The organism is Polyangium jinanense (assembly GCF_028435365.1).
This window is the reverse complement of the sequence record NZ_JAGTJJ010000001.1, coordinates 957,578-984,285: the sequence shown is the minus strand read 5'-3', so window position 1 is coordinate 984,285 and position 26,708 is coordinate 957,578. Positions and strand designations below refer to the sequence as shown.

Sequence of the window (26,708 nt, the reverse complement as noted above, 5' to 3'; positions counted from 1 at the left end):
GCTCAGCGCGTGAGGGGCTCGGGCGCCTGCTTGACGTGGCGCTCCCAGACGAGCTGGTTCGCGCCCTCGGCGACCCATCGATCGCGGACCTTCTTGGCGGTTTCGCGGTGCTCGGTGGCGACGACGGCAAAACCCTGGACGAGGCACGTGCCCGGGAAGGATTGGTAGGCGGCGACGGCGCCGACGTAATCGTCGCGGCCGAGCAAGCTGTCGAGCCTGCCTTCGACGAGGTCGACGATCATGGGGCGGACCTCGGCGCCGACGCTCTGGTTCATGCGGACGCGCTGGCGGGCGCCGATACGCACGCCGTTCGCGTCGGCGATGGGCGTGGCCATGTCGAGGAACTTGGCGAGGCAGGCCTCGGGATCGTTCGGGCCCTCGATGGTCGTGTACCAGATGGAGGCGACGGCGTAGTGATCGTCGCCGTAGCGATACGAGGCGCGGGTGGGATGGCCGAAGATGCGGACCCTGCGCCAGTTTTTCCAGTCGGCGAGGGGGACGTGGAGGGTGTTCCAGAAGTCGCGGCGAAAGCCCCAGGGCTCGGCGGCGAGGCGAGCGAGGGCCGCGCTTTCCGGATCGTCGGCGTCGCCGCCGGGGTTTTCGCGGGTGACGGTCTTGGGGGTCGGAGGCGCGCCGGGGGGCTGCGTGTTCGTCTGCGAGGCGCATCCCTCGGTAGCGAGCAGGAGTGCAAGGAGAGGAAGCAAACGCGGCAGCGACATGGCGAGCCCCTCAGGGTGAACGAGCCTCAAGGCTAGCAGGTAGACGAAGGTTACGCGGAGAGCACGCAGCGGGAAGCGCGGGATCAGGGGAGGTTGCGCGCGGCGTCAGGGAGGTCGCGAACGTTGCGGGCGTGTCAGGCGCGTTCGCCCATCGCGTCCACGAAGGCGCTCGCACTCGCCGCGGTGGCCGCGAGGACGAGCCAGCGCTTCAGCATCGTGACGTCGGTGCATGCGGTGATGCGTGCCCGTGCCGTTTCCGGAAGATCGAGCCCGCGCGCGTCGAGAAACTCGAGGAGCGTCTCCCCACGTGCGCGCGCTTCCGCTCGCTTTTGCACCCACTCGTCCGTGTAACGCGTCACCTCGCGCTGATCGAAGAACGCGGTCACGGGGAGCGCCGTGAGCCCGTACTTGTCGAGCGCGGGGATCATCGGGACTTCCGTGCCGGGGCGGTAGACGACGGACGCGACGCCGCGGCGCAAGACCTCGACCTCGTGCCGTTCGGCGTGGACGATCCAGACCTCGGGCCAGTCGTGCTCGAGGTAAAGCTTCACCTTGTCGTCGAGGTACTTCTTCGATTGCGTGCCGCGGATCTCGACGGCGAGCAAAGGCGTGCCGCGATAAGCGTCGTTCCGGGGCGTGACGAGGTCGCTGACGACGACGACGTCGGGGGCGCGAAGCGAGGGGCCCTGCTCGTCGGTCAGGTCGCAGTAGATGTCGGCGAGGACCGTGTGCCCCTCACGGGCATGCACGCGGAACAGGGCCGCGAGCAGGGCCATGGTGATGCCGTGGATGTCCTTGCTCCCCATCTGCTGCACCAGCTCGCCGCGGTGGAGCTCCCACGGGCTACCGTCGTAGCAGTCGTCGGGCGTACCCAGCCGATGGCCGTTCGGTCCGAAGTCGCGGAGCTCGATCGGGCCGGTCCTGCGGGGAGGGCGGGTCGGTCGCGCGTCCATGGAGGGCAAACGTAGCATGGGGGGAGGGCGTTCGACCGGACGAGGAGGCGCGAGCGGAGGGCCCTTACGACTTGCCACCACGGAGCCGATCGAGCTCCGCCTGCAGCGCAGCCGCTCGCCGTTCGGCTTCGTCGGCCCGCCTGCGCTCCTCTTCGGCCCGCACGTGCTCCTCTTCGGCCCGCACGTGCTCCTCTTCGGCCCGCTTGCGTTCCTCTTCGGCCCGCACGTGTTCCTCTTCGGCCCGCTTGCGTTCCTCCTTGGCCCGCTTGCGTTCTTCCTTCACCCGCCGTCGCTCCTCCTCGATCTGCCGCCTCGCTTCTTCCAGCGCGCGCTCGTCCTCCTCGCGTCGATGCACGAGGCCGTCCACCATCGACTCGAGCTGGCCGATGATCTCCTCTGATTCCAGGAGCGGCGTGCCTCCGACCACGAACCGCAGGCGACCCTCCACGAGCATCAATTCGAGCCCCAGCAGCGCGGACGCATAACGCCCCCCTTGCGGCACGATGGGCTGGTAGACGCGCGCCCCCGAGGACGGGAGCCGGTGCCCGCGCAGGCTCAGCCGGCCACGGTCGAAGATGAAATACTCCGGAATGCCCAGCTCGGCGTAGAGCGCGACGTTGCGCTCGTGATCCTTGCGCTTGTCACCCTCGACGTGCACTTCGAGCACGAAGTCGAGCCCCTTGCCTTCGTCGGCGACGACCCACTTGCTCCGCGGATGCGGGTCGACGTCGAGGACGGCCAGGACGTCGGGCACGACGCGCGGGCGGCCAGGGTAATACGTCGCGAGCTCCGACGAGAGGTAGACCCTGCGCCCGGTGCGACGGAAGAAGCGGCCGAGCGCGTCGAGCGTGCGCTCCTTGGCCTCGCGATGCGGGTCGCCCTCGGGCGCCATGATGTCGATGGGCACCTCGGCCGGGAGCATGGAGACGACGCGGCGTCGCTCCTCCGCGGACATGGACGCCCAGACCTCTTCGGGCGGGGCGCGCGGGTCCTCGGGGTCGACGGTGAACGCGAGCGGCTGCGTCATGGGGGAAACGTAGCATGTCGTGCTTCTCGACACGCCGCTCGCAGGGACGGCTCGACGGCGTTGTAAGATCCGCCCATGACCCTTTCGTTCCTTCGCGCCTTTTCGATGGGCATCACGGCCGTGCTCGTGTCGAGCTGCGTCGACGATGGTTACGACGAGTATGCGCCGAAGCCCCCGCCGAACCTCGCGTGCGCCTCGATTCCATGCGGGGGCAGCGGGGACACGTGCGAGCCGTTCCTCATCGAGCCGAACGTCGTCATGGGCGCGCTGAGCTCGGACGCCGAGTCGATCGTCGTCCGGCAATACGCGACGCCCGGCTCGATTCGACGCCTGCCGAAGCCGGGCTGCTCGGCGCCTCTGCTCGACCTCGGCGGCTTGCGGGTCGAATGGGCCGTGGTCTCGCACGATTTCATCGCCTGGACCCAGCGTGGCAACGAATCGACCTGCCTCGGGTCGAATCTCTCCTGGTGCGACCCGAGGAACTGCGATCCCGACGTGATCCCCGTGCTCGGCGAGCAACCGGAGTTCGAGAAGCTCGCCGGGATCACCCTCGGAGGCGAATACCTCTATTACATGCTCACGGACGGGCTCGTGGGGCGGGTGGCGAAGGGCTCGACCTCGTACGAAGCGCTCTGGATCGACCCGGAATACAAGCAGGGAACGGCGGCCTCGATGCTCTACGACATCCGCTACAGCGACGGCCGTCTTTATTTCACGCGCTTTGCGCTGGGCGACGACGTGCCGAACTCGTGCGACGATGGCGAGAAGGCCTTGACCGGCGCGGTGTACTCGCTCGATCCGTCGGTCGGCGTGGGCGTGGAGGAGAAGGCGCTCGCGACGGGCCTCAATTACGTGTCGAGCCTCGACGTATCGGACGAATACGTGTTTTTCTTCGCGCAGAACAACGCGCTCCTGAACCGCGTCCCGAAGGCCGGAGGGGCGGTGGAGTCGTTCGTGCCGACGAGCGGCGAGCTCATCTTCTCGAATGCGGCGACGGACTTCACGCTCGCGGTCCTGCCGCCGATCGAGGTTCAAGGGGACTGGGTCTATTTCGGCGCCTCGACGTTCGACGGCGGCAAGGCCATCGCGCGGCTGCCCGTGGGCGGCTCGAACTGGGGGACCCAGGCGGCCGAGATCGTCGTGCGGCCGACCGGGCCGTTCCATTTCACGGTCGACGAGGAGGCGCTCTACTGGATCGAATGCGAGACGAACACGGCGTGCGAGAACGGGCGGCTCCAGGCCCTGGTTCTTTCGCCGTAGGCTTTGGCAGGGATCCGTGGACGGGGAGCCACCTCCTGAGCGCGAGCGCGAGCAGCGCCGCGGGGTGGTTCTCGTATTGGGCCCTGCGCCTCCGCGGCGCTCGTCGAGCGGAAGCACTGGAACATGGGGAGCTGCGTGCCGAGGGGTGGGGCTACGGCAGGTGGGGGGTCATGTCGAGGCGTTGCCTGTGCAGGCGGGGCGCGCGGGAGCGGGCGTGACAGCGGGCGGTGCACGCTGGACACGCAGATGCTTGCCAAGCCTGGCAGCGGCGGGGGCGGTGCCAGCCTTGACGGTCAGGAAGTCAGATCCAACGCGATATGGTAGACGAAATGCGGCGCGTCATCGCGAACGTAGTCGAGTCGAACAACGACGAGCTTGCGATGGTTCTGATCGGCATATGGTTCAGAAAATCTGATCGGCAGAAGCCCTCGAAGTTGCGTGTTGCACACGTGGTCAACGTACTTGTTCCAGAACTGCAAGAATGGCGTGCCCCCTTCGTAGTACACGACAATGTATGCTTGAGGATGACCACTCGTGTCGTATTTGAAGACCGTCTTGTCAACGTGCTCGTCGATGTACTTGCGGCGTATCTTCGTCAGCACGAGTGCCTCGAAAATGGCAATCTCGCCCCCGGCGCCCGGATTCTCCAAAGTCCAATCCCGCAAGCCGGCATCCCTCCCCACGGTCGACGAACCGCCGCGGCCCTCTTTGACTGCCCACTTGAGGAACGCGACCCGCATCTGGAGCAGGGAAGCGAAAAAGTCGTTGCGCTTGGGCTCGTTGCCCCCTTTGAACAGCAGGTTGCGCTTCATGACCTCCTTCGCAATGTCGTACAGCTCGTCCATTAGGAACTGGTGCACGGGTGTTCCGGGGCCTCGCAAGACCTCCACGGCTCTTGAGGCACGGTAATCGCGCAATCTCTGGTGTACCCTGTACTCTGCTGCAGGGTCATCTTGAGACGCGGGGATCGTCATCGCTGCGCTGCCAAGCCCTGCCTGTGGCGCCGCCTTCAGAAGCCGCTCGAATGCATCATCGAACTTGCCTGTCTCGACCATGTGATAGGGTCGGGCATGTTCCAGCATGATGACTGCACGCTCCTCCAGCCCGCGGCGTCGGGCATTGGTAACGCCGACGGTGACGATGTCGATATCCGCCCGCATCTCGGGCTCCAGCCTTGCCCACGCTGCATCGAAGGCTTCGTCCATTCGAGCGCCGTCCAGTGCCATCAGTCGAAGGCCAGCAACATTGTTGCGTACACGCGCGAAAGCAGCGGTAGGGATGGTCTGCTCGATGGATTCCCAGGCACGGAGCGCCTGCAGGAAGGCCAGCTTTTGTGCATCCGGGTCCTGGATGCGCTTCGCTGCCTCCAGGGATGCCGCCGTCAGGTTGATGGCATGAGACACGGACCCTGGGTATCTGGCGGCTAATTCGACGAAAAGCCTCTGCGCCTCCGCGGGGTTTTTTTCGACTAGGATCAGGGCGCGGTAGAAATCGCGCGTGTCTCGCGCCTCGTCCTGTACGTGGCCATCTACGCGAATCCGGTGTCGAGCATGGGTCGGTGGCAACGCGACGGCGTCGAGCTCGTTCTCGTCCCGGCTGTGATAGGCGAGCATGATCCGCATTTTGTAGGCAAACATCGCCCACTCGTTGTCCCGGTAAGAGGCCCGCAGGTGCTCATTCCCATAGGCCAGAACCTTGTTTACGATGTCTTTCTGGCCAGCCACGTTCGCGGCCAGGGCAAGTTGCTGGAGCTGGTCCGCGTGTAGCTTCCTTGCAATCTGCTTGATGTCGAAAGCAGAGAGCTTGTCGACGACCTGCCGCTTCGCACTCGCTGAAAGCGCTCGATCGAGGACTCTCAGGAGTACCGTAGGATCGTCCTCGACAGGGATCCAGTCGGCGAACGCCTTGTCGCGTCTATCGACACTGGTGAAGCGGTTAAAGGTACGTACGATCGGCTCCAGAATTCCCTCGGGCCCCGCGATGCCGCCAGCGAACGCTTCCTTGTCGGGCGTGAACAACGATCCATGCTTCCCGTCGTGCGCCGAGTTCTCGCTCGTGCATACAAGCAAACTCATCCGCTCTTCCACCTTGGCCAATAGCTCGGCCGCCTGCTTCGAAGACAGCCCGAGCACAGGATCAAAGTCGCCCTTTACCAAAGCGTTGTGAATGGCCATGAGGACCCGCAAGTGCAGGCGTGTCTTCCTTAGCCAGGACCGGTGCGCATCCCCTCCGCCATACCTGTCCGCGTGGTAGCACCCCGCCAGATGGTTGCTCAAGTCGACGCCGCGAGGCGCCAGCAATTCGTCTGCCCTCCCCTCCCGATGAAGGAAAATTGCGAGGTCCGTCCATGGCTGGGCCACCATGTCCGGCGCGTCGTCGTACCAAATTTTAAGGTTGCCGCGGTCATCGACACATTCGCGTAGGAACAAGCTTTCGTACGCGGACAATAGGGTACCCGCGACCGTGGCCGCATCGAGTGTGGCCCCCTCGGGGTCGGTCATCAGCGTTCGTAGCAACCAGAGGAGAACGCGTACCTCTGCCGAGGGCCTGGCCCACGGATGGTTGGCTACACGGGCGGCCAAGAATCGGTGTAGCTCCGTGGCGAGCGGGAACAACACGAAATGTTTCGTCGTCGAAAGCTCGCGAAACAGAATCTGGAGCCGCTCCTCCGATCCATTGCGCAGAACTTCGTCAACCTCCGGAAGATGAGCCCGGCGTGAAATCGTTGGCACGGACAGGAGGATGGTTTCCCCGAGCGCTGTCGCACATTCCTTCAGGCGATCAGGCCTCTCGTTCATTTCGTCGCGGACCGTACCGAGTAAGAGGCCAACGGCTTCACGCCAAAGCCTGTTCTTTTCAGCCTCCTGGATTCTCGTCCGATCGCTCGGCTCCTCCCAGTTGAAGTCCGCCTCGACACGCACGCTGTGCTCTGCGAGAAGGAGCATTCCGAGCGGAGCTGTCTCCACATGCGCAACAACGCCGGCGATGACGCTATCTCCAGCCGCCATGCTCAGCATTGCGCGATAAATGAGATAGGGCTTTTGACGCGATGCCTGCAACACCTCGACCAAGCCGTAGCGCCAGACGTCTTCTTCGTGACGCACGACGAGCGAGATCAGGAGGTCGAGCCAATTCCGTATGCGGCGCAGCCCGCTCGGGTCGTAGAGGAAGGCATGATCGAACCATCGGTAGACCTCCAGCAAGCTGGCATCATCTGCTGGTCTGGCCGGTGGACGGAACGTGGTCTCGCGGTCGAAACCCACGGTTTCCCAAAGAAAACGCTCAACTTCTTTATCGGGATCGCTCACATCCGTCTCGGCTAGGATGAAGCGCGTCGCAGCCTTTACGAGGCGCGCTCGCATCGGCGCCGTCATGTGCTCGGTATGTGACCCCCACCAGGGAAATTCGATGGCACGTACGAGCCACTCCCGAAACATGGAATCATCCAGGTTCGTGTCGGCCCTGCGTGGCGTACTTCGCGTTAGGGCTTCCCAGTAAAGCCCAACCGCACGTGTGCATAGCCACGGAGTAACCCCTTTCTCACCACCACGATTCCTCCAGGGCAAGAGATACCCTTCTCGACCCTGGTGCGCTGCCGGGGCGATCACGTGCGTCTTCTCCAGATCGCACAACGTGGGCGTGAGCGGGTGCGCGTTCTTATGCACAGCATGTATGCGTTCGAGATCGTCGCGCTCCACCCAGAACAGAGGAGTATTGTCGTCCCGCGCGTCGACGAGCTGCTTGAGCGCTCCGCGCTCGGCGTCCGGCAAAGCGTCCCTGTGCCTCCCCGTCTGAAGCTCCCTGCGAATCGCGTCGGGGATCTCCAGTTGACCTACGACGAACCGCACCCAGAACTTCTCTTCGAGGCTCTCCAGCGTGACGCTGCTGCCGGCATCCTTCAGGATCTCCCTCGCACGCTCGCGACCGAGCCACGCTCTCCGGGGCTTCGCATGCACCAACAGCTCGACGAGGAACCGTGATTCTGCCCAGTCGTTTTCGGCCGCCGATACGAGCCGCTCTTCCGGCTGTTGCGTTGCGCGACTCCATCGCGCAAGCGCTCGAGCGAGAGGGTACGGTTGGCGTGCGTAGGAGAATGAAAACGACCTTGTCGTGAGCACGTTACCTCTTCGCGAGGCTACCGCGCGCAGCCAGGTCCGTCCATGCACCCTCCCGCGTGCCTGCTCGACCACCCGCGCCAGACTTCCCTCTTGCGCCCCGCGCGGGGCCCATGAAACCTTCCGCCGATGGCCGAGCCGCGGCTGCTACCATCCGACCCGCTCGACTTCGTCAAGCGCTGCGTGCGCTCGGGGAGCCTCCTCTGGACGCACCACGTGAACATGCGGTTCGGCGTGCGGCGCGTGACGCGGGACATGATCCTGGGCGCCGTGGACACGTTCGAGATCATCGAACACTACCCGGACGACAAGTACCTGCCGAGTTACCTCGTCCGCGGCGAGCATCCGGATGGAGTCTTCCACGTTCTCTTCGCAACCGATGTCGCGGGTGACAACGTACGGGTCGTCACGGCATACTTGCCGGACGTCGCGAAATGGGACGCCGAGTTCCGGCAACGGAGGTAACGCACATGCTGTGCACGACGTGTGGTGGTGACATGGAGGAACGCGTGACCGACTTGCCCTTCAAGCTCGGCGACCGGTCGATCGTCATCGTAAAGGACGTGCCCGTCCTCCAGTGCCCTGACTGCCACGCGTATCTCCTTCGTGATCCCGTCATGGCGAATATCGAGCGTCTGCTCGAATCGGCCAACCGCAGCACCGAACTCGCCATCTTCCGCTACGCAGCCTGAAGCGGAAACGCTCGTCCAAAGACGAGCCCCACCGTCTCCCTCGCTCGCTCTCCGTCGAACCCGGTCCTCGCCCTCCTTCGCTGACGGTCGACCCCCAGCGAACCCGGTCCTCGCCCTCCTTCGAGGCGGGTCGACCCCCAGCGAACCTGGTCCGTGCTCCCCTTCGCCGACGGTCGACCCCCAGCGAAGCCGGTCGCCGCTCTCCTTCGCCGAAATGCTGCTCCGATTGCGTGGCGAGCCCTCCGTTTGGCGTCTACCGCCCCGACCGAATTTTCCGGCATGCCCCAAAGGAGGCTCTGCATGGATACCTCGCTCGCCACGCTCTTCAATCTGTACATGTTCACTCCCGGCCGTCGTCTCTTCGCCATCACGCAGGTGCGCAAGGCTGCGCTCGCTGCGGGCGACATGGACATCGCGGCGTTCGCGGCTTCGTGCGTCGATCACGACGAGGCATTGCGCACGCTCGAGGCGAGGTGGGCAGCGCAGGACGAAAAGGTCCCGGCGTTCGCGCCCGAGGCGAAGCCGATCGACCTCGCCGTCGACGGTGTGCTCGTCGCCATTCGTGATACCGCGGAGCGGCAGATCGAAGCGTCCGCGCCAGGGGATCCCGTCGCCACGAGCGGCTCCGCGCTCTTGAAAGAGATCTTTCCGCGCGGTCTCTTCGCCGTGACGTCCCTCCCTTACGTGGAGGAGCTTTGCGAGGTGGAGCGGATCCTCGGCGTGCTCCAACATCCGATGCGTGTATCCACGGTGCAGGAGCTCGGGCTCTCGCGGTATGTCACGCGGCTCGTCGATCTGGCGAAGCAATATCGCACCGCGCTCGAACTGCCTTGGCCGAAGCGGATCACGTTTCCCGAGGTGAAAGCCGCGCGCGCCGAGGGGCAGCGGCGAATGCTTCAGCTCGTGGCCATGATCGTCGGGCGATACCCGTCGGAGGCGCCGGAGGATCAGGCTTCCCGTTTGGCCATGCTCGGACCCATCGTGCAGCAGAATGAGGCCATCGGGCAGGCCCTGCGCGCGCGGCGAGCGGCCGACGACGTGGATCCCGAGACGGGTGAGCCTTTGCATGCTCCCGTCGTGAGCGACGCACCGGCGCTCACGACGAGCCCCGCCTGATGTGCGCGGCAGCGTAGCGCCGGGGTTTCACCCCGGACCCGAGCAGGGGCTATCCGCCCCTGCACCCGGACCAGCGCAAGCGCTGGACCCAGGGCGACAGCGCGCGATGCGCGCTGTCGACAGGGAAGACGTCCCCAGCACGTAGGACAGTGCTGCTGTCTCAGCTGGCAAGGTCGTCGCGGGTCTTGCCACGGTCTGTTCGATGAACTGCGCATCGCGCAGTTCATCGACCCCGAGTCCAGCGCTTGCGCTGGTCCGGGGTGCAGGGGGCGGACAGCCCCCCTGCTGGGGGGGCGGGGCAAAGCCCCGCGCCGCGCCCCCTCAGAGCGTGACTTCGCGCAACGAGATGCGGTTCTTGTCGAACACGCCGAGCCCGAGCTCACTCGCGATGCGGATGTACGTGGGCTCGCGGCCGGCGTCCTTGAGCGTTGGCAGGCCGTTGTCCTTGCGCCATTGCTCGATGATGCCCCAGCCGAGCGTGTCCATCGCCACGGGGTCCGTCGTCGCGTAGACGGCCTCGTGCAGCACGCGGCGCTTCTTGTTCTTGTCGAGCGGACCCTCGTCGTAGATGAGCTTGAAGCCGTCGATGATGTGCAAGCGCACGCGGCTCTTCACGACGTCCTGCGCGTAGAGCTCGGCGATCTGCGGGCTCGCGTTGTGCTGGTGGAAGGCGTGCGGGTTGATCGTCGCGCCGTGCGTGATGTTCTTGAGGCAACCCGTGAAGCCGCAGATCGAGTGATCCTTGATCAAGCCGAGGTTGATCACGGCCGTCGCCTCGGTGAAGGGACGGACGAACTTCGTCGGGATGCCCATCACGCTTCGCTCGGGCATCGTGGCGTCCTCGTTCTCGTGCACCGCGGTCGCGATGCCCGCGGGCAGCGCCGGGTCCGGGCCCTTGTGGCGATCCCAGATGCGCGTGCCTTCCAAGAACTTCGGGTACTGCTCGAAGATCATGATCTGGCTCGCGGGCACGCCGGCAGCCATGACGCCTCGGACGACTTCGAGGATGAGCTCGCGGTTCGTGGCCATCGTCGCGCCCTTCTGGCCCGCGATGCCGTTCGGCTTGATGGCGACCTTGTCGTCTTTGTGGACGAACTTGGCGAAGGCCTCGCCGAGATCACTCTTGCCCGTGAGCTCGGCCATCACGCGTTCGAGCATGAGCTTCGCGGCGCCCTCGGTGGGCCAGAGGCCGTTCGGCTGCATCACGTTCGACTTCGCGACCTTCACGACCTTGCCGGGGATCGAGAGGGGCATGAAGCCCGCGGGCGGCTGGGCCACGAGGCCCGAGCCCGCGGCGAGCGCGTGATCGGCGCCGAGCAGCGCCGCGCCGGTGAGCGCAGCGCCGAGGAAGGTGCGTCGCGAGAAGGCCTCGGGGTACGGGGAAAAACGCGGGTCGGACATGGTCACCTGCTCCGCCGCATCGTAGCGCAGGTCGAGCAAGAGGTCCCGGTGGCGTCGCCACCCATCCACCATGGCGGCGCCACCCCCGCGTGGACCGTTTGCACCCAAAAGGGCCGCGTGTTTCCGCGTCCCGTTCGCTGGCACGAAGATCGCCGAAGAGGCCGCCGAGGAGGCTCTCGGTGGAACTTTCGGCAGAGGACAAGCAGGTCGGAGCGCGGGCGTTTTTCGGGTCGATCGCGGCACGGCTGCGCGGATCGGCATGGATGCCGCTCGCAGGGAAAGCCGCGCTCGGGGTGCTCGGGTTCCTGGCGCTCGCGTTCATGGGATCGGGGGCGGGCGCGGATTTGATGCCGCGTCGCGTCGGGGCTTACCTCGGTCCGCCGGCGACGAGCGCGAGCGCGGCGGCGCCTTTGCCTACGGCGGACGCGGGCGCGGGTGCGCACGCGGAGGCGGATGCGGGCGCGGGAGCGGATGCGGGAGCGGCGGCGGATGCGGCCGCGCCGATCGCGGCGGTGACCCCGGATGGAAGAGTGATCCTGAACCTCGCGACGGAGGAGGATCTGCGAAAGCTGCCGGGCATCGGGGCCACGAAGGCCAAGGCGATCCTCGCGCTGCGGGCGAAGCTCGGGCGGTTCAAGCGGCCGGAGGATCTCCTGCGCGTGAAGGGACTTGGGCGGAAGTCGCTCGGGCGGCTCCGGCCGAAGCTCCTGATCGACCCGCCGTAGCGGACGAGCGACAGCGTGCCAGACTGCGCGCCCATGCGAACGCGCCCCTTCGTCGTCCTCGTCTCGATCGCCGTCGCCGCGTGTTCCCAGGAGCCCGCCGGGGACTCCGCGGCGCCCGCGCGCACCGGGGCGCCCACACCTCCGTCCGCCGCGCCGCCCGCGACGACGGCGCCCGAGGCCGTCGCCGCGCCCGACGATCTCGACGTCGCCGCGTTCAAGAAGACGCTCGCGTGCGCGGCCGACGCGAAGAGTGGCCCGTGCGCGGTGCTCAACGCGTTCGCGTCGTGCAAGCCGTGGAACGCGATCGTGCCGTCCGGCGACGGTCGATGGATCGGCCGGGGTCACCGTGTCGAGGGCGCCAAGACGACCGAGGAGTTCACCATCGTTCGTTCGCGCCGCGTGCCCGCGAACGAGGTCGGTCCGGGGCAGCTGCCCGCGAAGGTCGGCATCGCCGACATCGCCAAGCAGGATGGCGCGGCGTTTTCCCAGGCGGACCGGCTCATCCGTATCCTCGAACGGTCCGACGTGCCTCCGCGGTCGAACCCCGCGCTCGAATACTTGAAGAAGCGCGAGACGTGGCCGGAGGGGTTCACCATGAGGACCGTCGGGCTCCAGGTGTACGTCGCGTCCGAGGGAGGCGCGTTCGTCTGTCAGGGACCGAAGCAGGAGCTTTATCTCGTCCAGCGCGCCTCGACGCGGGGCGGTTCGGCCGACGGGCTTTACGCCACGGTGTATCCCGTGAGCTGGTGACGGACGCGACGAGCGGGCGCGCAGGCCGGACGAGGATGCACAGGTCGAGAGTGAGGATGCACTGCGCGGCTCTTCGCCTGTGCTAAGGACGCGGCGTGTCCCGCCCCGATGGCCGTAGCCCCGCCGAACCTCGTCCCGTCGAGATCGTCCCGCACTTCCACCGCAACGCGGAGGGCTCCGTGCTCTACCGCGCGGGCGGCACGGTCGTGCTTTGCACCGCGTCGATCGACACGGTCGTGCCCCCATGGATGGCAGGCAAGGGCAAAGGCTGGCTGACGGCCGAGTACCAGATGCATCCCCGCGCGAGCCGCGCGCGAAGGGAAGCACGCGAGGGGCGCGGCAAGTCGCCGAGCGGGCGGACGCAGGAGATTCAGCGGCTCATCGGGCGCGCGCTCCGCAGCGCGATCGACCTCGACGCGATCGGCGAGCGCACGATCGTGATCGACTGCGATGTGCTGGAGGCCGATGGTGGGACGCGGACGGCGTCGATCACCGGAGGCTTCGTGGCCGCGGCGCTCGCGCTCGCGAAGCTGCGCGCGGCGGACCAGATCGCGCCGGTGCTGCGGGATCAGGTGGCCGCGATCAGCGTGGGGCACGTGGACGGCGAGGCGATCCTCGACCTCGTCTACGTGGAAGACAGCCAGGCGCGCGTGGACCTCAACGTCGTGGGTACGGCGCGTGGATCGATCGTCGAGGTGCAAGCGACGGCCGAGGGCGAGGCGATCGAGCGGCGCGACCTCGACGGCATGATCGACATCGGTCTCGTGGGCGTCGCGAAGCTCGTGGCGATGCAACGCAGCGTGCTCGCGTCCGCGGGCGTCGAGCTCGCTTCGCTCTTCCAGGCGGGGAGGTTCTCGTGAGCGAGTCGAACCTGCCGCTGTCGATCCTCGTCGCCTCGACGAACCGCGGCAAGCTCGCGGAGCTCGCGGCGCTCTTCTCCGACCTGCCCATCAAGCTCCTGCCGCTCTCGCAGGTGCTGCCCGACCTGCCGCCGATCATCGAGGACGGCGCGACGTTCGTGGACAACGCGCTCATCAAGGTACGCACGGCGTCCGAGGCCGCGATGATGGTGACGCTCGCGGAGGACTCGGGGCTCGAGGTCGACGCGCTCGCGGGCCGGCCCGGCGTGCGCTCGGCGCGCTTCGCGAAGGAAGGCGCGACCGACTCGGAGAACAACGCGGCGCTGCTCGCGGCGCTCGAAGAGATCGACGATGAGCACCGCACGGCGCGCTTCCGCTGCACGATGGTGCTGCTCGATCCGTGGAACGAACTGCAGCCCGAGGTCATCTGCGAGGGCCGCTGCGAGGGGACGATCGCGCGGCAAGCGCGCGGCGCGGGCGGCTTCGGCTACGACCCGCTCTTCATCGTCAAGGGCGACGGCCGCACGATGGCCGAGCTCGGCGACGACGAGAAGAACCGCATCAGCCACCGCGCCGAAGCGGCGCGCGCGATGCGGCCCGTGCTGGAGGCGTTGATCGAGAACAGGCGCGCGACGGTGACGCGCGTCGCGGGCGAGCGGTGAACGGGAACGAGCGCAAGCGCCCGCCCAAGGTCGAGGAGTGGCGTGGCGTCGGGAGCCTCGGGACGATCGGTCTCGAGATCGTCCTCTCGATCGCCTTCGGCTTCTTCGGCGGGCGCTGGCTCGACGGCAAGCTCGGCACCGAGCCGTACCTCTCGATTCTCGGTTTCTTCTTCGGCTGCGGCGCGGCGGTGAAGGCCTTCCTGCGCGCCTCGCGCGAGATGAAGGCGCAGGCCGAGCGCGAGGAGCGCGAGCAAGGCAATCCGCGGCCGCGTTACGACACGCCCGAGGAGCGCAAGGACGCGCCTCCGATCACGAAGGCGGACGATGAAGACGAGGGGAGGGGAGGCGGATGAGCGACGACGCGCAGAAGCCTTCCAAGCTCGACGCGCAGATGCGCGCGGCGCTCTTCGGGGTGATCGGAACGGGGGTTGTCCTTTCGCTCGGCGCGTTCGCGTTCGGCGGGCCGCGGTTCGGGATCGGCGTGGCGATCGGCGGGGCGCTCGCGCCGATGAACCTCTGGGTCTTCGCGCAGGTGGGCGAAGCGTTTTTGTCCCGGCGGGGAAACACCGCGCCCTGGGCGGTCATCGCGACGATCAAGCTCGCGCTTTTGCTGGGCGGGGTTTGGCTCATCCTGCGCAGCGGGATCGCGTCGGGTCTCTCCCTCATCGTGGGATATGGGGCGCTGCCCATTGGGATCACGGTGGGGACGCTGTTTGGCCCGAAGCCCCCGGAGGACCTTCCGGAGGGGGACGGGCGGCGAACCGCGGGGCCTGGTTCACAAACTTCGCGAAGATCTTTCGGGGACGCGCCGCGCGAAGATGTGCTAAAGGCGAGGCCCGCCGACGAGGGGGACCCCTCGAACGAGCCCTGAGATCGAGATCGAGCTCAAGATTGGAGCGCTCCTCGTGACGGAGCGACGACGGTCATGCCCGAGCATACTGGTTTTCTGACCTTCCTCCTGGCCCACCTCCCTGGTCTCCGCGAGAACGCGAAGAACCTCGGCCACACCTTCATCGCTCACGAGCCGATGAGCTACCACTCGGTCGAGCCGATCTTCTCGAGCCTGCTCATCATCGTCGTGTTCATCGCGATGGCGATGTCGGTGCGCTCGAAGTTCCGGCGGCTCAACGAGTCGGTCGTTCCGGACGATCGGCTCAGCCTGCGCACGTTCTTCGAGGCGTTCTTTGGCTACTTCTACGACATGGCCAAGGACGTGATGGGGGCCGAGAACGCCAAGCGGTACTTCCCGCTGATCGGCGGCGCCGCGGGCTTCATCTTCTTCTCGAACGTCTCGGGCCTGATCCCCGGCTTCTCGCCGCCCACGTCGAGCCTGAACGTCACGCTCGGCTGCGCGCTGCTCGTTTTCCTCTCCTTCAACATCTGGGGCATCAAGGAGAACGGCTGGAGCTACATCGCGCACCTCGCGGGGCCGAAGTGGTACCTCGCGCCGCTCATCTTCCCGATCGAGGTCATCTCGACCTGCGTCCGTCCGATCACGCTCAGCGTGCGTCTGATGGTCAACATCGCGGTCGACCACCTCATCGCCTCGGTCTTCTTCGGCCTCGTGGCGATCTTCCTGCCGCTGCCCGTGATGATGCTCGGGCTCATCGTGATCGTCGTGCAGACGCTGGTGTTCTGCCTGCTCAGCAGCATCTACATCGGCCTCGCCACGGAGCACCACCACGCAGAACACCACTGAGGCGCCCCCGCGAAAGATCGCGGTGGGATCCTCAAAAAGCTGCTAGCCAAACCGTCAGTTTCGGAATAAAGGGGGGCCGCCCGAAGCGAAGCCCCCGAGCCCTCGGCGGGCTGGGACCAACAGTCAGTCCCCCCAAACCCCGTGGGTCGTCTCGAATGATGCATGCAGCCCCCCATGGGGGCGCGTGGCCTGAAAGGAGCAGAACCCGATGTCTCTCAAGAGCAAGCTCACCCTGTCCACGCTGGTCGCCACCGCGCTGGCCCTCGTTCCCAGCATGGCGTTCGCGCAGGATGCTGCTGCTTCGAACAAGTTCGACACGAGCGGCATGATCGCGCTGGCCGCCGGCCTCGCGATCGGCATCGCCGCCCTCGGCGGTACGCTCGGTCAGGGCCGCGCCGCCGCGGCTGCCCTCGAGGGCATCTCGCGCAACCCGGGCGCCGCGGCTCGTATCCAGACGCCGATGATTCTCGGCCTGGCGCTCATCGAGTCGCTCGTGCTCTTCGCGCTGATCATCGCGTTCTTGCTCCAGGGCAAGATCCCGCAGCTCTGATCGGACAGGCCACGCGCGGATTCACCGGGCCGCGAAGCAGGGCGTCGAGGTAGCTCGGCGCCCTGCTCTGCGCATGTGGCAGTCAGTGAGCGGTCGTTAGCGAAGATGGCGGAGCACGTCGAGGACGACGTGCCCGAACATCACGAGCACGCCGAAGACGAGGAGCGTGATGCCGAGCGGATCCTTTCGATCCGTTTGAAGCAGCCACGTCCCCGCGAAAACGAAGGTCGCCACGACGAGGCCCGCGAAGAGGCGCCGTCCGAGGCGATCGACCGTGCGCGGGAGGGTCGGATCGGTGGTGCGTAAGGTCAGCCGCCCGAGGCGCAGGTCGTCGAGGACCTCGCGGAGCTGTTGCGGCAAGTCGTAGGCAGCGCCGGATAGGCGCTCGACGCCGCGCCAGAGCTCCATCCCGACGCGCTCGGGCGAGTAACGTTTGCGCAGGAGATCGAGGAAGAACGGACGCGCGACGCCAAAGACGTCGAGGTCCGGGTCGATCTCCTTGCCGACGCCCTCGATCGTCATGATCGCCTTGCCGACGAGCAAGAAGTCCGGCGGGATCTCGATGCCGTACTTGCTCGCGCCACGCATGAGGTCGCTGATCATCGCAGCGACGTCGATCTCCTTGAGCGGGCGGCCGAGGTACTTCTCCGCCAGGACGCTGACCTCGGCGCGGTAGGCGCGCATGTCGACCTTCTTCGTCGGCGTGCCGATCGCATAAAGCGCGTCCGCGACGCCGAGGTGGTCCTGACGGACCGCGGCAATCATCAGGTCGAGCGTCTTGTCGCGCATCTCCGGGGACAAACGGCCGACCATGCCGAGGTCGATGAGGCCGATCGTGGGGCTGTCCGGATCGCCGGAGATCAAGATGTTCCCGGGGTGCGGGTCCGCGTGGAAGAACCCGTCCTCGAAGATCATCTTCACGACGATGCCTACCGCGGCCTGCGCGATCGCAGGGCCCTTGTGCCCGTGGTCGCGGATCTCGTCGTAGACCTTGCCGCCAGGCAAGAGCTCGAGCGTGAGCACGGTTTTCGAGGAGGCTTCGCGGTAGACGTGCGGGAAACGCGCGTGCGGGTGGCCCGCGAAGTGGCGCCTGAACTTCTCGGCGTGCTCGGCTTCGAGTCCGAAGTCGAGCTCGCTCGTGATCGCGCGATCGAACTGATCGACGAGCGCCGATGGTTGGTACAAGGACGATTCGGGGATCGTGCGCTCGATGAGCTTCGCGAGCGCGTGCAAGAGCTCGAGGTCACGCGCGACGGTCGTGCGCACGCCGGGCCGCTGCACCTTCACCACGACCTCTTGCGGGCCGTCCGCGTGCTTGAGCACCGCGCGATGCACCTGGCCGATCGAGGCCGCGGCGAGAGGTTTTTCCTCGAACCGCTCGTAGATGTCCTCGATGGGCGCGCCGAGCGAGGCCTCGACCGCGGCCTTGATGTCGCTCCACGGCAGCGGGTTGACCTCGTCCTGGAGCTTCTTCAGCTCGATGATCCAGTCGTTCGGCAGGACGTCGGGGCGCGTGGAGGCGATCTGGCCGAGCTTCACGAACGAGGGGCCGAGATCCATGCACACGAGCCGCACGCGCTCGGGGAGCGAGATGCGACGTCGCTCTTCTTCACCACGCTTCGCGTCGGCCTCGGGCGCCTCGACCAGCGCGTCGCTCGCATCGACGCCCGCAGGCAGTTCGGGCATGGCCTGCGTGCGCGAGCGGCCGCCGAGGCCGAGCCGCTGCGCGAGCTCGCCGAAGCCGTGACGAACGAGCACGACGTAGATCTGGCGCAGTCGGCCGAGATCACGGACAGCGTTGACGATCGAGACCATGGGTGAGCGCCCTCTCGCGTGAGGGCTTCTAGCGTACTCGCACGACCGTGCCTACGTCGTGCGTGCTCGGCAAGGCGGCGGTCCATCCGGCGGGCACGCGCGGCGTGGTCCAGAAGAAGAGCCTCTGCGCGTCGAGCGGCGCGAGGTTCACGCAGCCGTGGCTACGCACGGTCCCGAACGATCGATGCCAGAACGCGCCGTGCAGGCCTACGCCCTTCGCGAAGAATTGCACCCAGGGCACGTCCTCCATCCGGTAGTACCGCGTCGCGCCCTCGTCCTCGAGGTTGTCCATGTTCGAGGTGAAGAGCTTGGCCCAGATCCGCGAGGTTCCGCGCGGCGTCGCCGTCGCCGTTCCTTCACGGCCCTTGCCCGTCGAGACGAGCGTCGCGAACACGGGCCGTTTGCCCTCGTAGGCCACGAGCGTCTGGCTCTCGAGCTCCACGTCGATCCACTTCTCGCCCGCGGCGACGTCGACCTCGGGTGGCGGCGGCGCGATCGTCGGGTGGCGGAGCTCCGACGAGCGGACCCACGCGTTCTCGCCGATACGCGTGAAGCGCGCGCCGCCCACGTGTTTCTCCTCGAAGAAGGGGACACGTTCGAAGCGCGCGCGGCTGCCTTCCGTTTTGCCGAGCGCGCTCGGCGTCGAGAAGACCTTTGCTTTGTCGACGAGGATCCATGCGAAGGGCAAGACGTCCGCGGGCGCGTCGGGCTTGATCTCCTCGCCGCGGAACGCGAGCGGTCGCGCGGGGCCGAGGTCCCGCATCGGGATCCAGAGCTCGTTGTGGCTGCGTCCGTAACGAGCGCCCTCGACCACGCGCTCCTCCACGATCGCCACGGCGAACCCCGGTTCGAGCTGCATGTCGGGCGCGCCGATGTCGACCGCGTGAAGCTTTTTGTACGCAAACGATCCGTCGGGGCCGACGAAGTAGTACCGGAAGGGCAAACCATCGGCGGTCTCGCGGATCGCGCGGTAGGCGGCGTTGACGAAGGGCGTCTCCGCGAGCTCGACGGCGTCCTCGCAGACCCACGCGAGCGGGCCGATCGAGAGGAACCGTCCTTTGCAGCCCGGGCCGCGGCGCACGGCGAAGATCGGCAGGTGCACGTCGAGCGCAGCCGAGCCGCGGCGCTGTGCACCTTCCCATGGAGATGCGAGGATCGGCTGATCGGCCTTGAGGATCCGCGCGCTCACGATGCCCTGCGGCAAGGGCTCTGTCTCGGGCGCGACCCAGGGCGGCTCGTTCGAGGCGCGGGCGTGTCCCGTGACGAGGAGCGCAGCGAGCGTGAAGGAGAGGAAGGGCGGGGCGTGGCGGGTGGCTCGCAGGGTTTGTCCACGCGAGCCACCCATGACCGCACCCATCAGCGCGTCAGCGGAAGGAGAACCGGACCTCGTGGTCGCAGATCCGGAACGAGTCGCCCTCGCCGATCGCCTTGCGCGTGATGCGCTGGCCGTTGAACTCGACGCCGTTCGTCGAGCCCATGTCGACCATGTAGTACTGGCCGTTCAGGTACTCGACCATCGCGTGCTGGCGCGAGACGTTCGGGTCCTTGATCGTCAGGTCGCTCGACTGCTTGCCGCGGCCAATGATGAAGCGGTCCTTGTTCACGACGCTCCGCTCGCCTGCGTAATACGCGAAGAGCGGGATCGCGCCCGGGATGCCGCCGGCCGCGGAAGGCGCAGGCGCAGGCGGGGCCGGAGGCGGTCCCGGAGGCGCCATGTTGCCATACTGCGGCGGAGGCGGCGGCGGAGCCCCGAAGCCAATCGCCGAGGGAGGTCCCGGCGGGGGCGGCGGAGGCGCACCCATCATCGGGGGGCCCGGCGGCGGAGGCGGCGGCGCACCCATCATCGGGCCCGGCGGGGGCGGCGGAGGCGCGCCCATCATCGAACCCGGCGGCGGAGGCGGCGGCGCACCCAGCGACGGCGGGGCCGGCGGCGGGGGCGGGCCTCCGGTGGCCATCGGAGGCACCGGCGTGGCCGGAGGCGGCACCGAGCGCGCGGGCGGCGGCGGCGGAGCGCCCGGGCCCATCGTCTGCCGGGTCGGCGGCGGGGGCGGGGGCGGACCACCGGGACGCGCGGCGCCCGTGGGCGGCGGCGGCGGCACGTTCGGGCGCGACGGCATGCCGGGGGCCGGCGGCGCGGGGACGCTCGGCGGGCGGGTCGCCGTCTTCGGGGGCGGCGGCGGCGCGCCGGCCAGGGAGCCGGTCGGCGGACGCGTCGGCCCCGGCGGAGGCGGCGGCGGGGTCGCGGTCGCGGGTCCGGGCGGAGGCGGCGGCGCGCCGAGGCCCGGCCCCGGGCCACCCATCATGGGCGGAGGCGCGGGCGGCATGCCCGGACTTTGGGTACCCGTGAGGCTCGGCGGCGCACCGTAGGGCGAAGGCGGCGGAGGCGGCGGCGCACCATACGGCGAAGGCGGCGGAGGCGGCGGCGCACCGAGACCCGGTCCCGGGCCGGGACCCCCCATCATGGGCGGGGGCGCGGGCGGCGCACCCGGGCCACCCATCATGGGCGGGAGCGCGGGCGGCGCACCCGGACCCCCCATCATGGGCGGGGGCGCGGGCGGCGCACCGGGGCCACCCATCATGGGCGGGGGCGGCGCGGGCGGCGCGCCGAGCATGGGCGGCGGCGCGGGCGGCTGCGCCGGGGCGCCGACCATGGGCGGCGGTGCGGGCGGCATGCCGGCGCCGATCGGGGCCGAGCTGTACGCCGCGGGCATCGAGACGCCGGTGGTGGGGCCCGGGGCCGGCGGATAACCCGGCGGCGGCGACGGCGGCGGCGCGGGGATTCCCGGCGTCGACATCGGGCTGCCGCTTCCGGGGGCCGACTCATTGCGGACCGCGCCGGGGAACGGTGTACGCGGGCTGTAGCTACGCTGCCGCGCGTACTGCTTCATCGACTCGTTGATGAGGTAGTCGATCGAGCACTCCAGCTCGCGTGCCATCTGTTCGAACGTCTCCCAGAGGACGTCGCGGCACTGGAATGTCCTTGCGCTCTTCTTGTTCGGGTCCGACATTGTTCCCTGATCGTCGTCGATGGTTCCGGGGCCGTACTGAGGATCCGGAAAGCCGATCCTCCGCGATGTCGACCTGCACGCTCTACGAAGGCTCTTCGTCGATGCGTGCGGTGCCGCTCATTTCTTTTGCTCCTTGGCAGCTTCGGGTTTGCGCTCCTTCATGGCCGGCACGACGCAGTGGCGGACGAACTCGCCGATCGTCTTGATCTCTTTCTGCTCGCGCTCCTGGCTGCCCTCTTTCGGGACATCGCAAACCCATTTGCAGTCCGGGTCGCTGTCGCACTTCGGGGCCCTGCCCTCGTCGGCTTCCAGCGAGGACAGGGCGGACACGTCCGCGGATGTCCCGTACGTGAAATAATACGCGATCGCGCTCGTCCGCGCTGCGGGTGATCCAGGGCCGAAGTATTTCTTCAGCGCGTCGAGGGGCGTGCCCTCCTTCAGCTCGCCCAGATATGCGCCATACGTGAGCGCCTCGCCGAGGGCGAAGTTTTTGTCGTCCGGGAGCTTCCCGAGGAACTCGCCCACGTCCTTGACCGTCGACATCTTGAGCACTGTCGTCGCGGCGGCGCGGCGCACCTTCCACTTGTCGGTCTTGAACAGGGCGTAGAGCTTCTCGACCACCGCCTCGCGGGGCAGCTCGCCGATGCGGCGGAAGGCTTGATCCAGCACCACGTCGGGCGCGTCGCTGCCCGCGATCTCGAGGATCCGCTTGACGTCGTCGGCGTTGTCCTTCTTGAGGTGCCCCTCGAGCGCGGCGAGCGCGGTTTGCCTTCGTTTCTCGCTCTGATCCTTGCGCGCCGCGAAGCCGAGCAGGTGGTCGACCACGGGCCTCTGGCCAACCCTGCGCATCGAGGCGAAAACCTTGATGAGCTCGTCGTCCTGGAGCGTCTCGATCTGCTTCTTGAATTGCTCCTCGGTCGGCGTGAGCTTTTGCGCCGCGTTCGAGTCCTTGAGCTCGGGCGTGCGCACCTTCGTCCAGTCGTCCGAGAGGATCCACTTCGCGACCTCGACGAGCGCCGCGGACGCGCCTTCCTTCGTCTTCGCGTCGCCGAGCTCCGCCACGAGCGAGGCCATGGAGTCGAGCTTGCGCGCGTCCTTCGTCATGAGCTTCGGCAGCCCCACGACCGCTTCCGCCCCGATCACGCGCAGGAGCTGCTCCATCCCGTAGGCCTGGCCGCGTGCTTCGAGGCGGCGTTCGAAGTCCGCCATGGCCCACTCGACGAGCGCGCCGCGCAGCGTCTGCTTCAGGCCTTCGTCCGTGATGAGCGGCGGCTTGTCCGCCACGAGCATCGCGTAGGCCGCGTCCTTGTACGGAAACGATCCGTCCGCGGGCGCCGGCTGTCCCGGCTGTGCGACGGGCGGCGGGCGCTTCAGCTCCACGATGATCGACGAGACGAGCTGCGACACGATCGGCGCCTGGACGTCGGCGCGCAGGCCCGAGAGCACCTCGACGAGGCTGCCTTTGCAGGCCTCGTTCTCCGGCGGATTCTCGCTGTCGATCTGGGTGAAGGCGAGGCGCCGCCCGGATCGTGGCTTCATGCGGATCAGCGCGAGCGCGCTCTCGACGCGGAGCGAGGTGTCGTACTTGTCGTACAACAGCACGGCGCAGAGCTTTTTCGGGCCGTGGGCCGTGTTTTCCCAGCGGTGGATGTCGTTGTCGTCGACACGGCAACCGCTCACCGCGAGCCCCATGCCCAAGGTCACGAGGCACGTCGCGAGAACCCTCGCGGTCTTGGGGCGCGGCCCTGCTCCATCAACGCTTCGCATGCTGTCCTTGGGAATGGCGGCGATGGTACCGCTCGGGGCGTCCCAGGCTCAAAGAATTTCGGGTCCTTAACAAAGGCGCGACCTCGCCGCGCCGCGCCGAAGAGGGGGATCCTCTGTAACCCCGATCACGAACTCGGTGCGTCCCGCCGCCTTCGCCACCAGGGACTTGCATAGAGGGAAGAGTGGGAATATGTAGGCAAGGTAGGTTCAGGTAGGCCATGACCGTTCCTCTCTTCGCTCCGCGTCGTGTGCAGACCGCCCCGGGTCCCGGTGAAACTGTTTCGTCGCCCACGAAAAAAACACGTGGGGGCGGAGGCCGGGGGGGCGAGGGCGAGGGTGCGTCCGCGGCGACGGCCGCGCCGGCGCGCCATACGTATGCGCGGGAGGCGGCAGCGCTCGTGCTGCTCGCGTCCGCGCTCTACACGTCGCTCGCGCTGGCTTCGTTCCGGGGGGATCCGCTGCGGCCCGAGGTCGTGGGTCCGGACTGGGTCGGGCCCGTGGGCGCGGCGTTCGCGGAATTCGCGGCGAGTACGGTGGGCGTCGTCGCGTGGGCGCTGCCGCTCGAGCTCGTGGCGCTGTCGGCGCCGCTGCTCGGGGGCAAGCCGTCGCGCGCGAGCGTGTCGCGGTTCGGCGGCGACATCGTGGTCATCGTGATCCTGGCGGCGCTCGCGCACGTGGCGTTTCCCGTGGCGACGTCGTTCGGCGCGATGCCGCTCGGCGGCGCGGTGGGCGAGCTCTTCGGCGAGGTGATGCGCTCGCTGTTCTCGGCGATCGGCTCGTACATCATCGGCCTGACGGTGGTCTCGTTGATCCTGGTCCAGCGCGCGACGTTCTCGTTCATCGAGCTCGTGCAGCGGATGCGGAAGTCGCTGGAGACGGCCGGCGAGAAGGGCGCGTTCGGGCTGAAGGCGCTCGCGTCGGCGTGGCAGAAGGCGCGCGAGATCGAGCGCGCGAGCACGAAGGACGAGAAGGCCGAGCGCGCAGTGGACGCGAAGATCGTGGCGACGCCCGCGGCGGACGCGATCATCGCGGCGCTGACGGCGGGCGATGATGGTGACGAGGTCAAGAAGGACGCGACGCCCGATGCGATGAACGTGGTGATCGCGAAGGGCGCATCGGAGCCGGCGCTGCCGGTCGCGTGGAACGACGGCGGCGTGATCGCGAGTGCGCTCGTGGAGGCGGATGCGCCGAAGCCGCAGCAGCGCAAGCGGCGCGCGCAGACGGCGAAGCCCGCGGCTGCGTCGGGGGACGCGGAGACGAAGGAGAATGCGGTCGCGGCGCCGGTGATCGTGACGAACGGGGCGGCGGCGGAGGCGGTGGCGGAGCGGTCGATCACGCCGGCTGCATCGGCTGCACCTGCGCCTGCTGCGATCACGCCGGCTGCGTCGGCTGCGCCTGCGCCTGCTGCGATCGCGCCTGCCCCGATCACGCCTGCGGAACGTGCCCCTGCGCCTGCTGCATCTGCGGAACGTGCACCCGCGGCGCCTGCGCCCGCGCCGATCACGTCGACCGTCAAGGAACCGACGGGCCCCGCGATCTTCGCGCCGCCCGCGGATCCCGTGGCGATCGTGGCCGTCTCGGACATGGCCGCGGGAGACGCGTTCTTCGACGCCGTCGCCACGCCGACGCCGCCCGCGGCGCCGCCGAAGGCACAAGCACCCAAGCCGACGACCTCGAAGCCCCGCGCGATCGAGCCGAAGGCGAAGCCGTTGCCGCCGCCTCCGCCGCCCACGCCCACGCCCGAGCCTGCGGTCGTGAACGAGGTCGACAACGAAGAGGACGAAGCGGACGACGAGGACGAGCGCGACTTCGAGCACGAAGCGCCGACGAGCGAGGACGAACCGGAGGAGGCGATCGACGAGAGCCCGATCGCGCCCGTGAAGGTCGAGCCCCCGAAGCCCATCGCCAAGCCCGTGACGCCCGCGGCCGCGGCCGCGCCCGCGCCCGCCGCGCCTGTCGCGACCGTCGCGACCGTTGCACCTCAAGCGATCACGCGCGCGCCCGAAAAGCCGAGCGCGCCCGAGGTCGTGAAGGTCGTGCCTGCCGTCGGCAAGGGCTTCCGCTTGCCCACGACGGACATGCTCGAACCGCCCTCGCCTGGCGACAAGTTCGCCATCGACGAAGAGCAGCTCCGCGACAACGCCGCGCTCCTCGAGAAGACGCTCGCGGACTACGGCGTGAGCGGCAAGGTCGAGGAGATCCACCCGGGCCCGACCGTCACCACATTCGAGGTCGCGCCGGCCGCGGGCACGAAGGTCTCGAAGGTCGCGAGCCTCGCCGACGACCTCGCGCTCGGCCTCTCGCGCAAGGTGCGCATCATCGCGCCGATCCCGGGCAAGAATCGCATCGGCTTCGAGCTGCCGAACGAGCGGCGCATGCCCGTGTCGCTGCGCGAGCTCGTCGAGGATCGCCGCTTCCAGGAGATGAAGGCGCCGCTGCCTTGTGTCCTCGGCCGCGACATCATCGGCGCGCCGTACTTCGCCGACCTCGCGTCCATGCCGCACGTGATCGTCGCGGGCGCGACGGGCGCCGGCAAGAGCGTCGGCCTCAACGTCATGCTCGTCAGCCTCCTCTTCCGCAAGACGCCGGAGGAGTTGCGCATGCTCATGATCGATCCGAAGGTCGTCGAGCTCGCGCCCTTCGATCGCATCCCGCACATGCTGCTTCCGGTCGTGACGGACATGAAGCAGGCGGCGAACGCGCTCAAGTGGGCCGTCGACGAGATGGAGCGTCGCTACCAGCTCTTCGCGAACGCGGGCACGAAGAACATCGGCACCTACAACGCGTGGGTCGAGCGGGTGCAGCGCGGCGAGGCGAAGCCGCCGCGTCCGCCGAAGAAGGTCGCCGCGATCTCGGCCGAGGGGCTCGAGGTCGAGGTCGATGCCGCGAAGGACGGAACCGACGTGGCCTTGCCGGAGAAGATTCCGTACATCGTGATCGTCGTCGACGAGTTCGCCGACCTCATGATGCAGCAGGGCAAGGACGTGGAGGCGAGCGTCGCGCGTCTCGCACAGAAGGCGCGCGCGGCGGGCATGCACGTCATCCTCGCGACGCAGCGCCCGAGCGTCGACGTGATCACGGGCATGATCAAGGCGAACTTCCCGACGCGCATCGCGTTCCGCGTGGCGCAGAAGGTCGACAGCCGCACGATCCTCGACGAGCAGGGCGCCGAGCACCTGCTCGGCCGCGGCGACATGCTCGTGAAGATGAACGGCGCGACCGACACGCGCCGCGTGCAGTGCCCCTTCGCGAGCGAGGAGGAAGTGCAGCGGGTCACGGACTTCCTGCGCCTCCAGGGCGAGCCGGTCTACGACGAGGCGATCCTCAAGCCGCGCGACGAGGAGGGCCAGGAGGCCGACACGAATGATGCCGAGAACGATCCCATGTACGACGCTGCCGTAAGGATCGTGGCCGAGACGCGGCGCTGCTCGACCTCGTGGATCCAGCGTAAGCTCGGGGTTGGCTACAACCGTGCGGCAAAAATCGTCGAGGCCATGGAAAAGCGTGGGATCGTCGGTCCTGCGAACGGAGCGAAGGACCGGGAGGTGCTGATCGCGCCCCTCTGATCGCTATTTGTTTTCCGTCCCCG

The 26,708-nt window shown here is 67.8% G+C and carries 22 protein-coding genes; 13 read left to right on the top strand and 9 right to left on the bottom strand.

The window, feature by feature from the left end; all coding sequences use genetic code 11:
* Positions 1 to 2: 2 nt before the first annotated feature.
* The 3 genes from KEG57_RS04070 to KEG57_RS04060 all read right to left on the bottom strand — a co-directional run bounded on the left by KEG57_RS04070 (position 3) and on the right by KEG57_RS04060 (position 2,699).
* Positions 3 to 719 carry a hypothetical protein gene (locus tag KEG57_RS04070; protein WP_272458152.1) on the bottom strand — a complete coding sequence of 239 codons (717 nt, stop codon included), beginning with the start codon at positions 717 to 719 and terminating at the stop codon, positions 3 to 5.
* Positions 720 to 853: 134 nt separating this feature from the next.
* Positions 854 to 1,672, bottom strand: coding sequence for a Uma2 family endonuclease (locus KEG57_RS04065; protein WP_272458151.1), 819 nt, complete (start codon positions 1,670 to 1,672; stop codon positions 854 to 856).
* A 64-nt stretch (positions 1,673 to 1,736) separates the two neighbouring features.
* Positions 1,737 to 2,699, bottom strand: coding sequence for a Uma2 family endonuclease (locus KEG57_RS04060; protein WP_272458150.1), 963 nt, complete (start codon positions 2,697 to 2,699; stop codon positions 1,737 to 1,739).
* Between the two features lie 75 nt (positions 2,700 to 2,774).
* Between KEG57_RS04060 and KEG57_RS04055 the strand changes: the two genes are divergently transcribed.
* Complete coding sequence (locus KEG57_RS04055) at positions 2,775 to 3,959, top strand: hypothetical protein (protein WP_272458149.1); 1,185 nt, start codon at positions 2,775 to 2,777, stop codon at positions 3,957 to 3,959.
* Positions 3,960 to 4,252: 293 nt separating this feature from the next.
* On the opposite strand, the gene KEG57_RS04050 is transcribed toward KEG57_RS04055, so the two are convergent.
* A complete protein-coding gene (locus KEG57_RS04050; protein WP_272458148.1) occupies positions 4,253 to 8,077 on the bottom strand; it encodes a hypothetical protein in 3,825 nt (1,274 codons plus the stop codon).
* Positions 8,078 to 8,203: 126 nt separating this feature from the next.
* Here KEG57_RS04050 and KEG57_RS04045 point away from each other — a divergent pair, with 126 nt between their 5' ends.
* The 3 genes from KEG57_RS04045 to KEG57_RS04035 all read left to right on the top strand — a co-directional run bounded on the left by KEG57_RS04045 (position 8,204) and on the right by KEG57_RS04035 (position 9,882).
* Positions 8,204 to 8,539, top strand: coding sequence for a DUF4258 domain-containing protein (locus KEG57_RS04045; RefSeq protein WP_272417909.1), 336 nt, complete (start codon positions 8,204 to 8,206; stop codon positions 8,537 to 8,539).
* A complete protein-coding gene (locus tag KEG57_RS04040; RefSeq protein WP_308215605.1) occupies positions 8,509 to 8,766 on the top strand; it encodes a type II toxin-antitoxin system MqsA family antitoxin in 258 nt (85 codons plus the stop codon). The genes KEG57_RS04045 and KEG57_RS04040 overlap by 31 nt, the downstream gene beginning before the upstream one ends.
* A gap of 300 nt (positions 8,767 to 9,066) precedes the next feature.
* The gene (locus KEG57_RS04035) at positions 9,067 to 9,882 is read left to right on the top strand and encodes a hypothetical protein (RefSeq protein WP_272417911.1); all 816 of its coding nucleotides are present in this window, start codon (positions 9,067 to 9,069) and stop codon (positions 9,880 to 9,882) included.
* A gap of 321 nt (positions 9,883 to 10,203) precedes the next feature.
* On the opposite strand, the gene KEG57_RS04030 is transcribed toward KEG57_RS04035, so the two are convergent.
* Positions 10,204 to 11,355 carry a DUF362 domain-containing protein gene (locus tag KEG57_RS04030; protein WP_272417912.1) on the bottom strand — a complete coding sequence of 384 codons (1,152 nt, stop codon included), beginning with the start codon at positions 11,353 to 11,355 and terminating at the stop codon, positions 10,204 to 10,206.
* 107 nt (positions 11,356 to 11,462) lie between these two features.
* Here KEG57_RS04030 and KEG57_RS04025 point away from each other — a divergent pair, with 107 nt between their 5' ends.
* From KEG57_RS04025 to KEG57_RS03990, 8 genes are all read left to right on the top strand, one after another.
* The gene (locus KEG57_RS04025; RefSeq protein WP_272417913.1) at positions 11,463 to 12,008 is read left to right on the top strand and encodes a ComEA family DNA-binding protein; all 546 of its coding nucleotides are present in this window, start codon (positions 11,463 to 11,465) and stop codon (positions 12,006 to 12,008) included.
* A 33-nt stretch (positions 12,009 to 12,041) separates the two neighbouring features.
* Positions 12,042 to 12,758, top strand: coding sequence for a hypothetical protein (locus KEG57_RS04020; RefSeq protein ID WP_272417914.1), 717 nt, complete (start codon positions 12,042 to 12,044; stop codon positions 12,756 to 12,758).
* Positions 12,759 to 12,853: 95 nt separating this feature from the next.
* Positions 12,854 to 13,618 (top strand): ribonuclease PH, encoded by a 765-nt coding sequence (gene rph, locus KEG57_RS04015; RefSeq protein WP_272417915.1) that lies wholly within the window; start codon positions 12,854 to 12,856, stop codon positions 13,616 to 13,618.
* Positions 13,615 to 14,280, top strand: coding sequence for an RdgB/HAM1 family non-canonical purine NTP pyrophosphatase (gene rdgB / locus KEG57_RS04010; RefSeq protein WP_272417916.1), 666 nt, complete (start codon positions 13,615 to 13,617; stop codon positions 14,278 to 14,280). The genes rph and rdgB overlap by 4 nt, the downstream gene beginning before the upstream one ends.
* Positions 14,277 to 14,633 carry an AtpZ/AtpI family protein gene (locus KEG57_RS04005; RefSeq protein WP_272417917.1) on the top strand — a complete coding sequence of 119 codons (357 nt, stop codon included), beginning with the start codon at positions 14,277 to 14,279 and terminating at the stop codon, positions 14,631 to 14,633. Before rdgB ends, KEG57_RS04005 begins: the two co-directional genes overlap by 4 nt.
* Entirely contained in the window at positions 14,630 to 15,151 is a 522-nt protein-coding gene (locus tag KEG57_RS04000; RefSeq protein ID WP_272417918.1) for an ATP synthase subunit I, read from the top strand. The genes KEG57_RS04005 and KEG57_RS04000 overlap by 4 nt, the downstream gene beginning before the upstream one ends.
* A 54-nt stretch (positions 15,152 to 15,205) precedes the next feature.
* Positions 15,206 to 15,979 carry a F0F1 ATP synthase subunit A gene (gene atpB / locus KEG57_RS03995; RefSeq protein ID WP_272417919.1) on the top strand — a complete coding sequence of 258 codons (774 nt, stop codon included), beginning with the start codon at positions 15,206 to 15,208 and terminating at the stop codon, positions 15,977 to 15,979.
* Between the two features lie 208 nt (positions 15,980 to 16,187).
* Positions 16,188 to 16,529: an ATP synthase F0 subunit C gene (locus KEG57_RS03990; RefSeq protein WP_136928778.1), complete on the top strand. Its 342-nt coding sequence runs from the start codon at positions 16,188 to 16,190 to the stop codon at positions 16,527 to 16,529.
* Between the two features lie 96 nt (positions 16,530 to 16,625).
* Here KEG57_RS03990 and KEG57_RS03985 read toward each other — a convergent pair whose 3' ends face one another.
* The 4 genes from KEG57_RS03985 to KEG57_RS03970 all read right to left on the bottom strand — a co-directional run bounded on the left by KEG57_RS03985 (position 16,626) and on the right by KEG57_RS03970 (position 23,119).
* A complete protein-coding gene (locus tag KEG57_RS03985) occupies positions 16,626 to 18,344 on the bottom strand; it encodes an ABC1 kinase family protein (protein WP_272417920.1) in 1,719 nt (572 codons plus the stop codon).
* A 28-nt stretch (positions 18,345 to 18,372) separates the two neighbouring features.
* On the bottom strand, positions 18,373 to 19,689 hold the full coding sequence (locus KEG57_RS03980; RefSeq protein WP_272417921.1) for a L,D-transpeptidase: 1,317 nt from the start codon (positions 19,687 to 19,689) through the stop codon (positions 18,373 to 18,375).
* Between the two features lie 19 nt (positions 19,690 to 19,708).
* Positions 19,709 to 21,352: an FHA domain-containing protein gene (locus tag KEG57_RS03975; RefSeq protein ID WP_272417922.1), complete on the bottom strand. Its 1,644-nt coding sequence runs from the start codon at positions 21,350 to 21,352 to the stop codon at positions 19,709 to 19,711.
* Positions 21,353 to 21,469: 117 nt separating this feature from the next.
* Complete coding sequence (locus KEG57_RS03970; protein WP_272417923.1) at positions 21,470 to 23,119, bottom strand: HEAT repeat domain-containing protein; 1,650 nt, start codon at positions 23,117 to 23,119, stop codon at positions 21,470 to 21,472.
* Between the two features lie 218 nt (positions 23,120 to 23,337).
* On the opposite strand from KEG57_RS03970, the gene KEG57_RS03965 reads away from it, so the two are divergent.
* Positions 23,338 to 26,685 (top strand): FtsK/SpoIIIE family DNA translocase, encoded by a 3,348-nt coding sequence (locus tag KEG57_RS03965; protein WP_272417924.1) that lies wholly within the window; start codon positions 23,338 to 23,340, stop codon positions 26,683 to 26,685.
* The last annotated feature ends 23 nt before the right edge of the window (positions 26,686 to 26,708 follow it).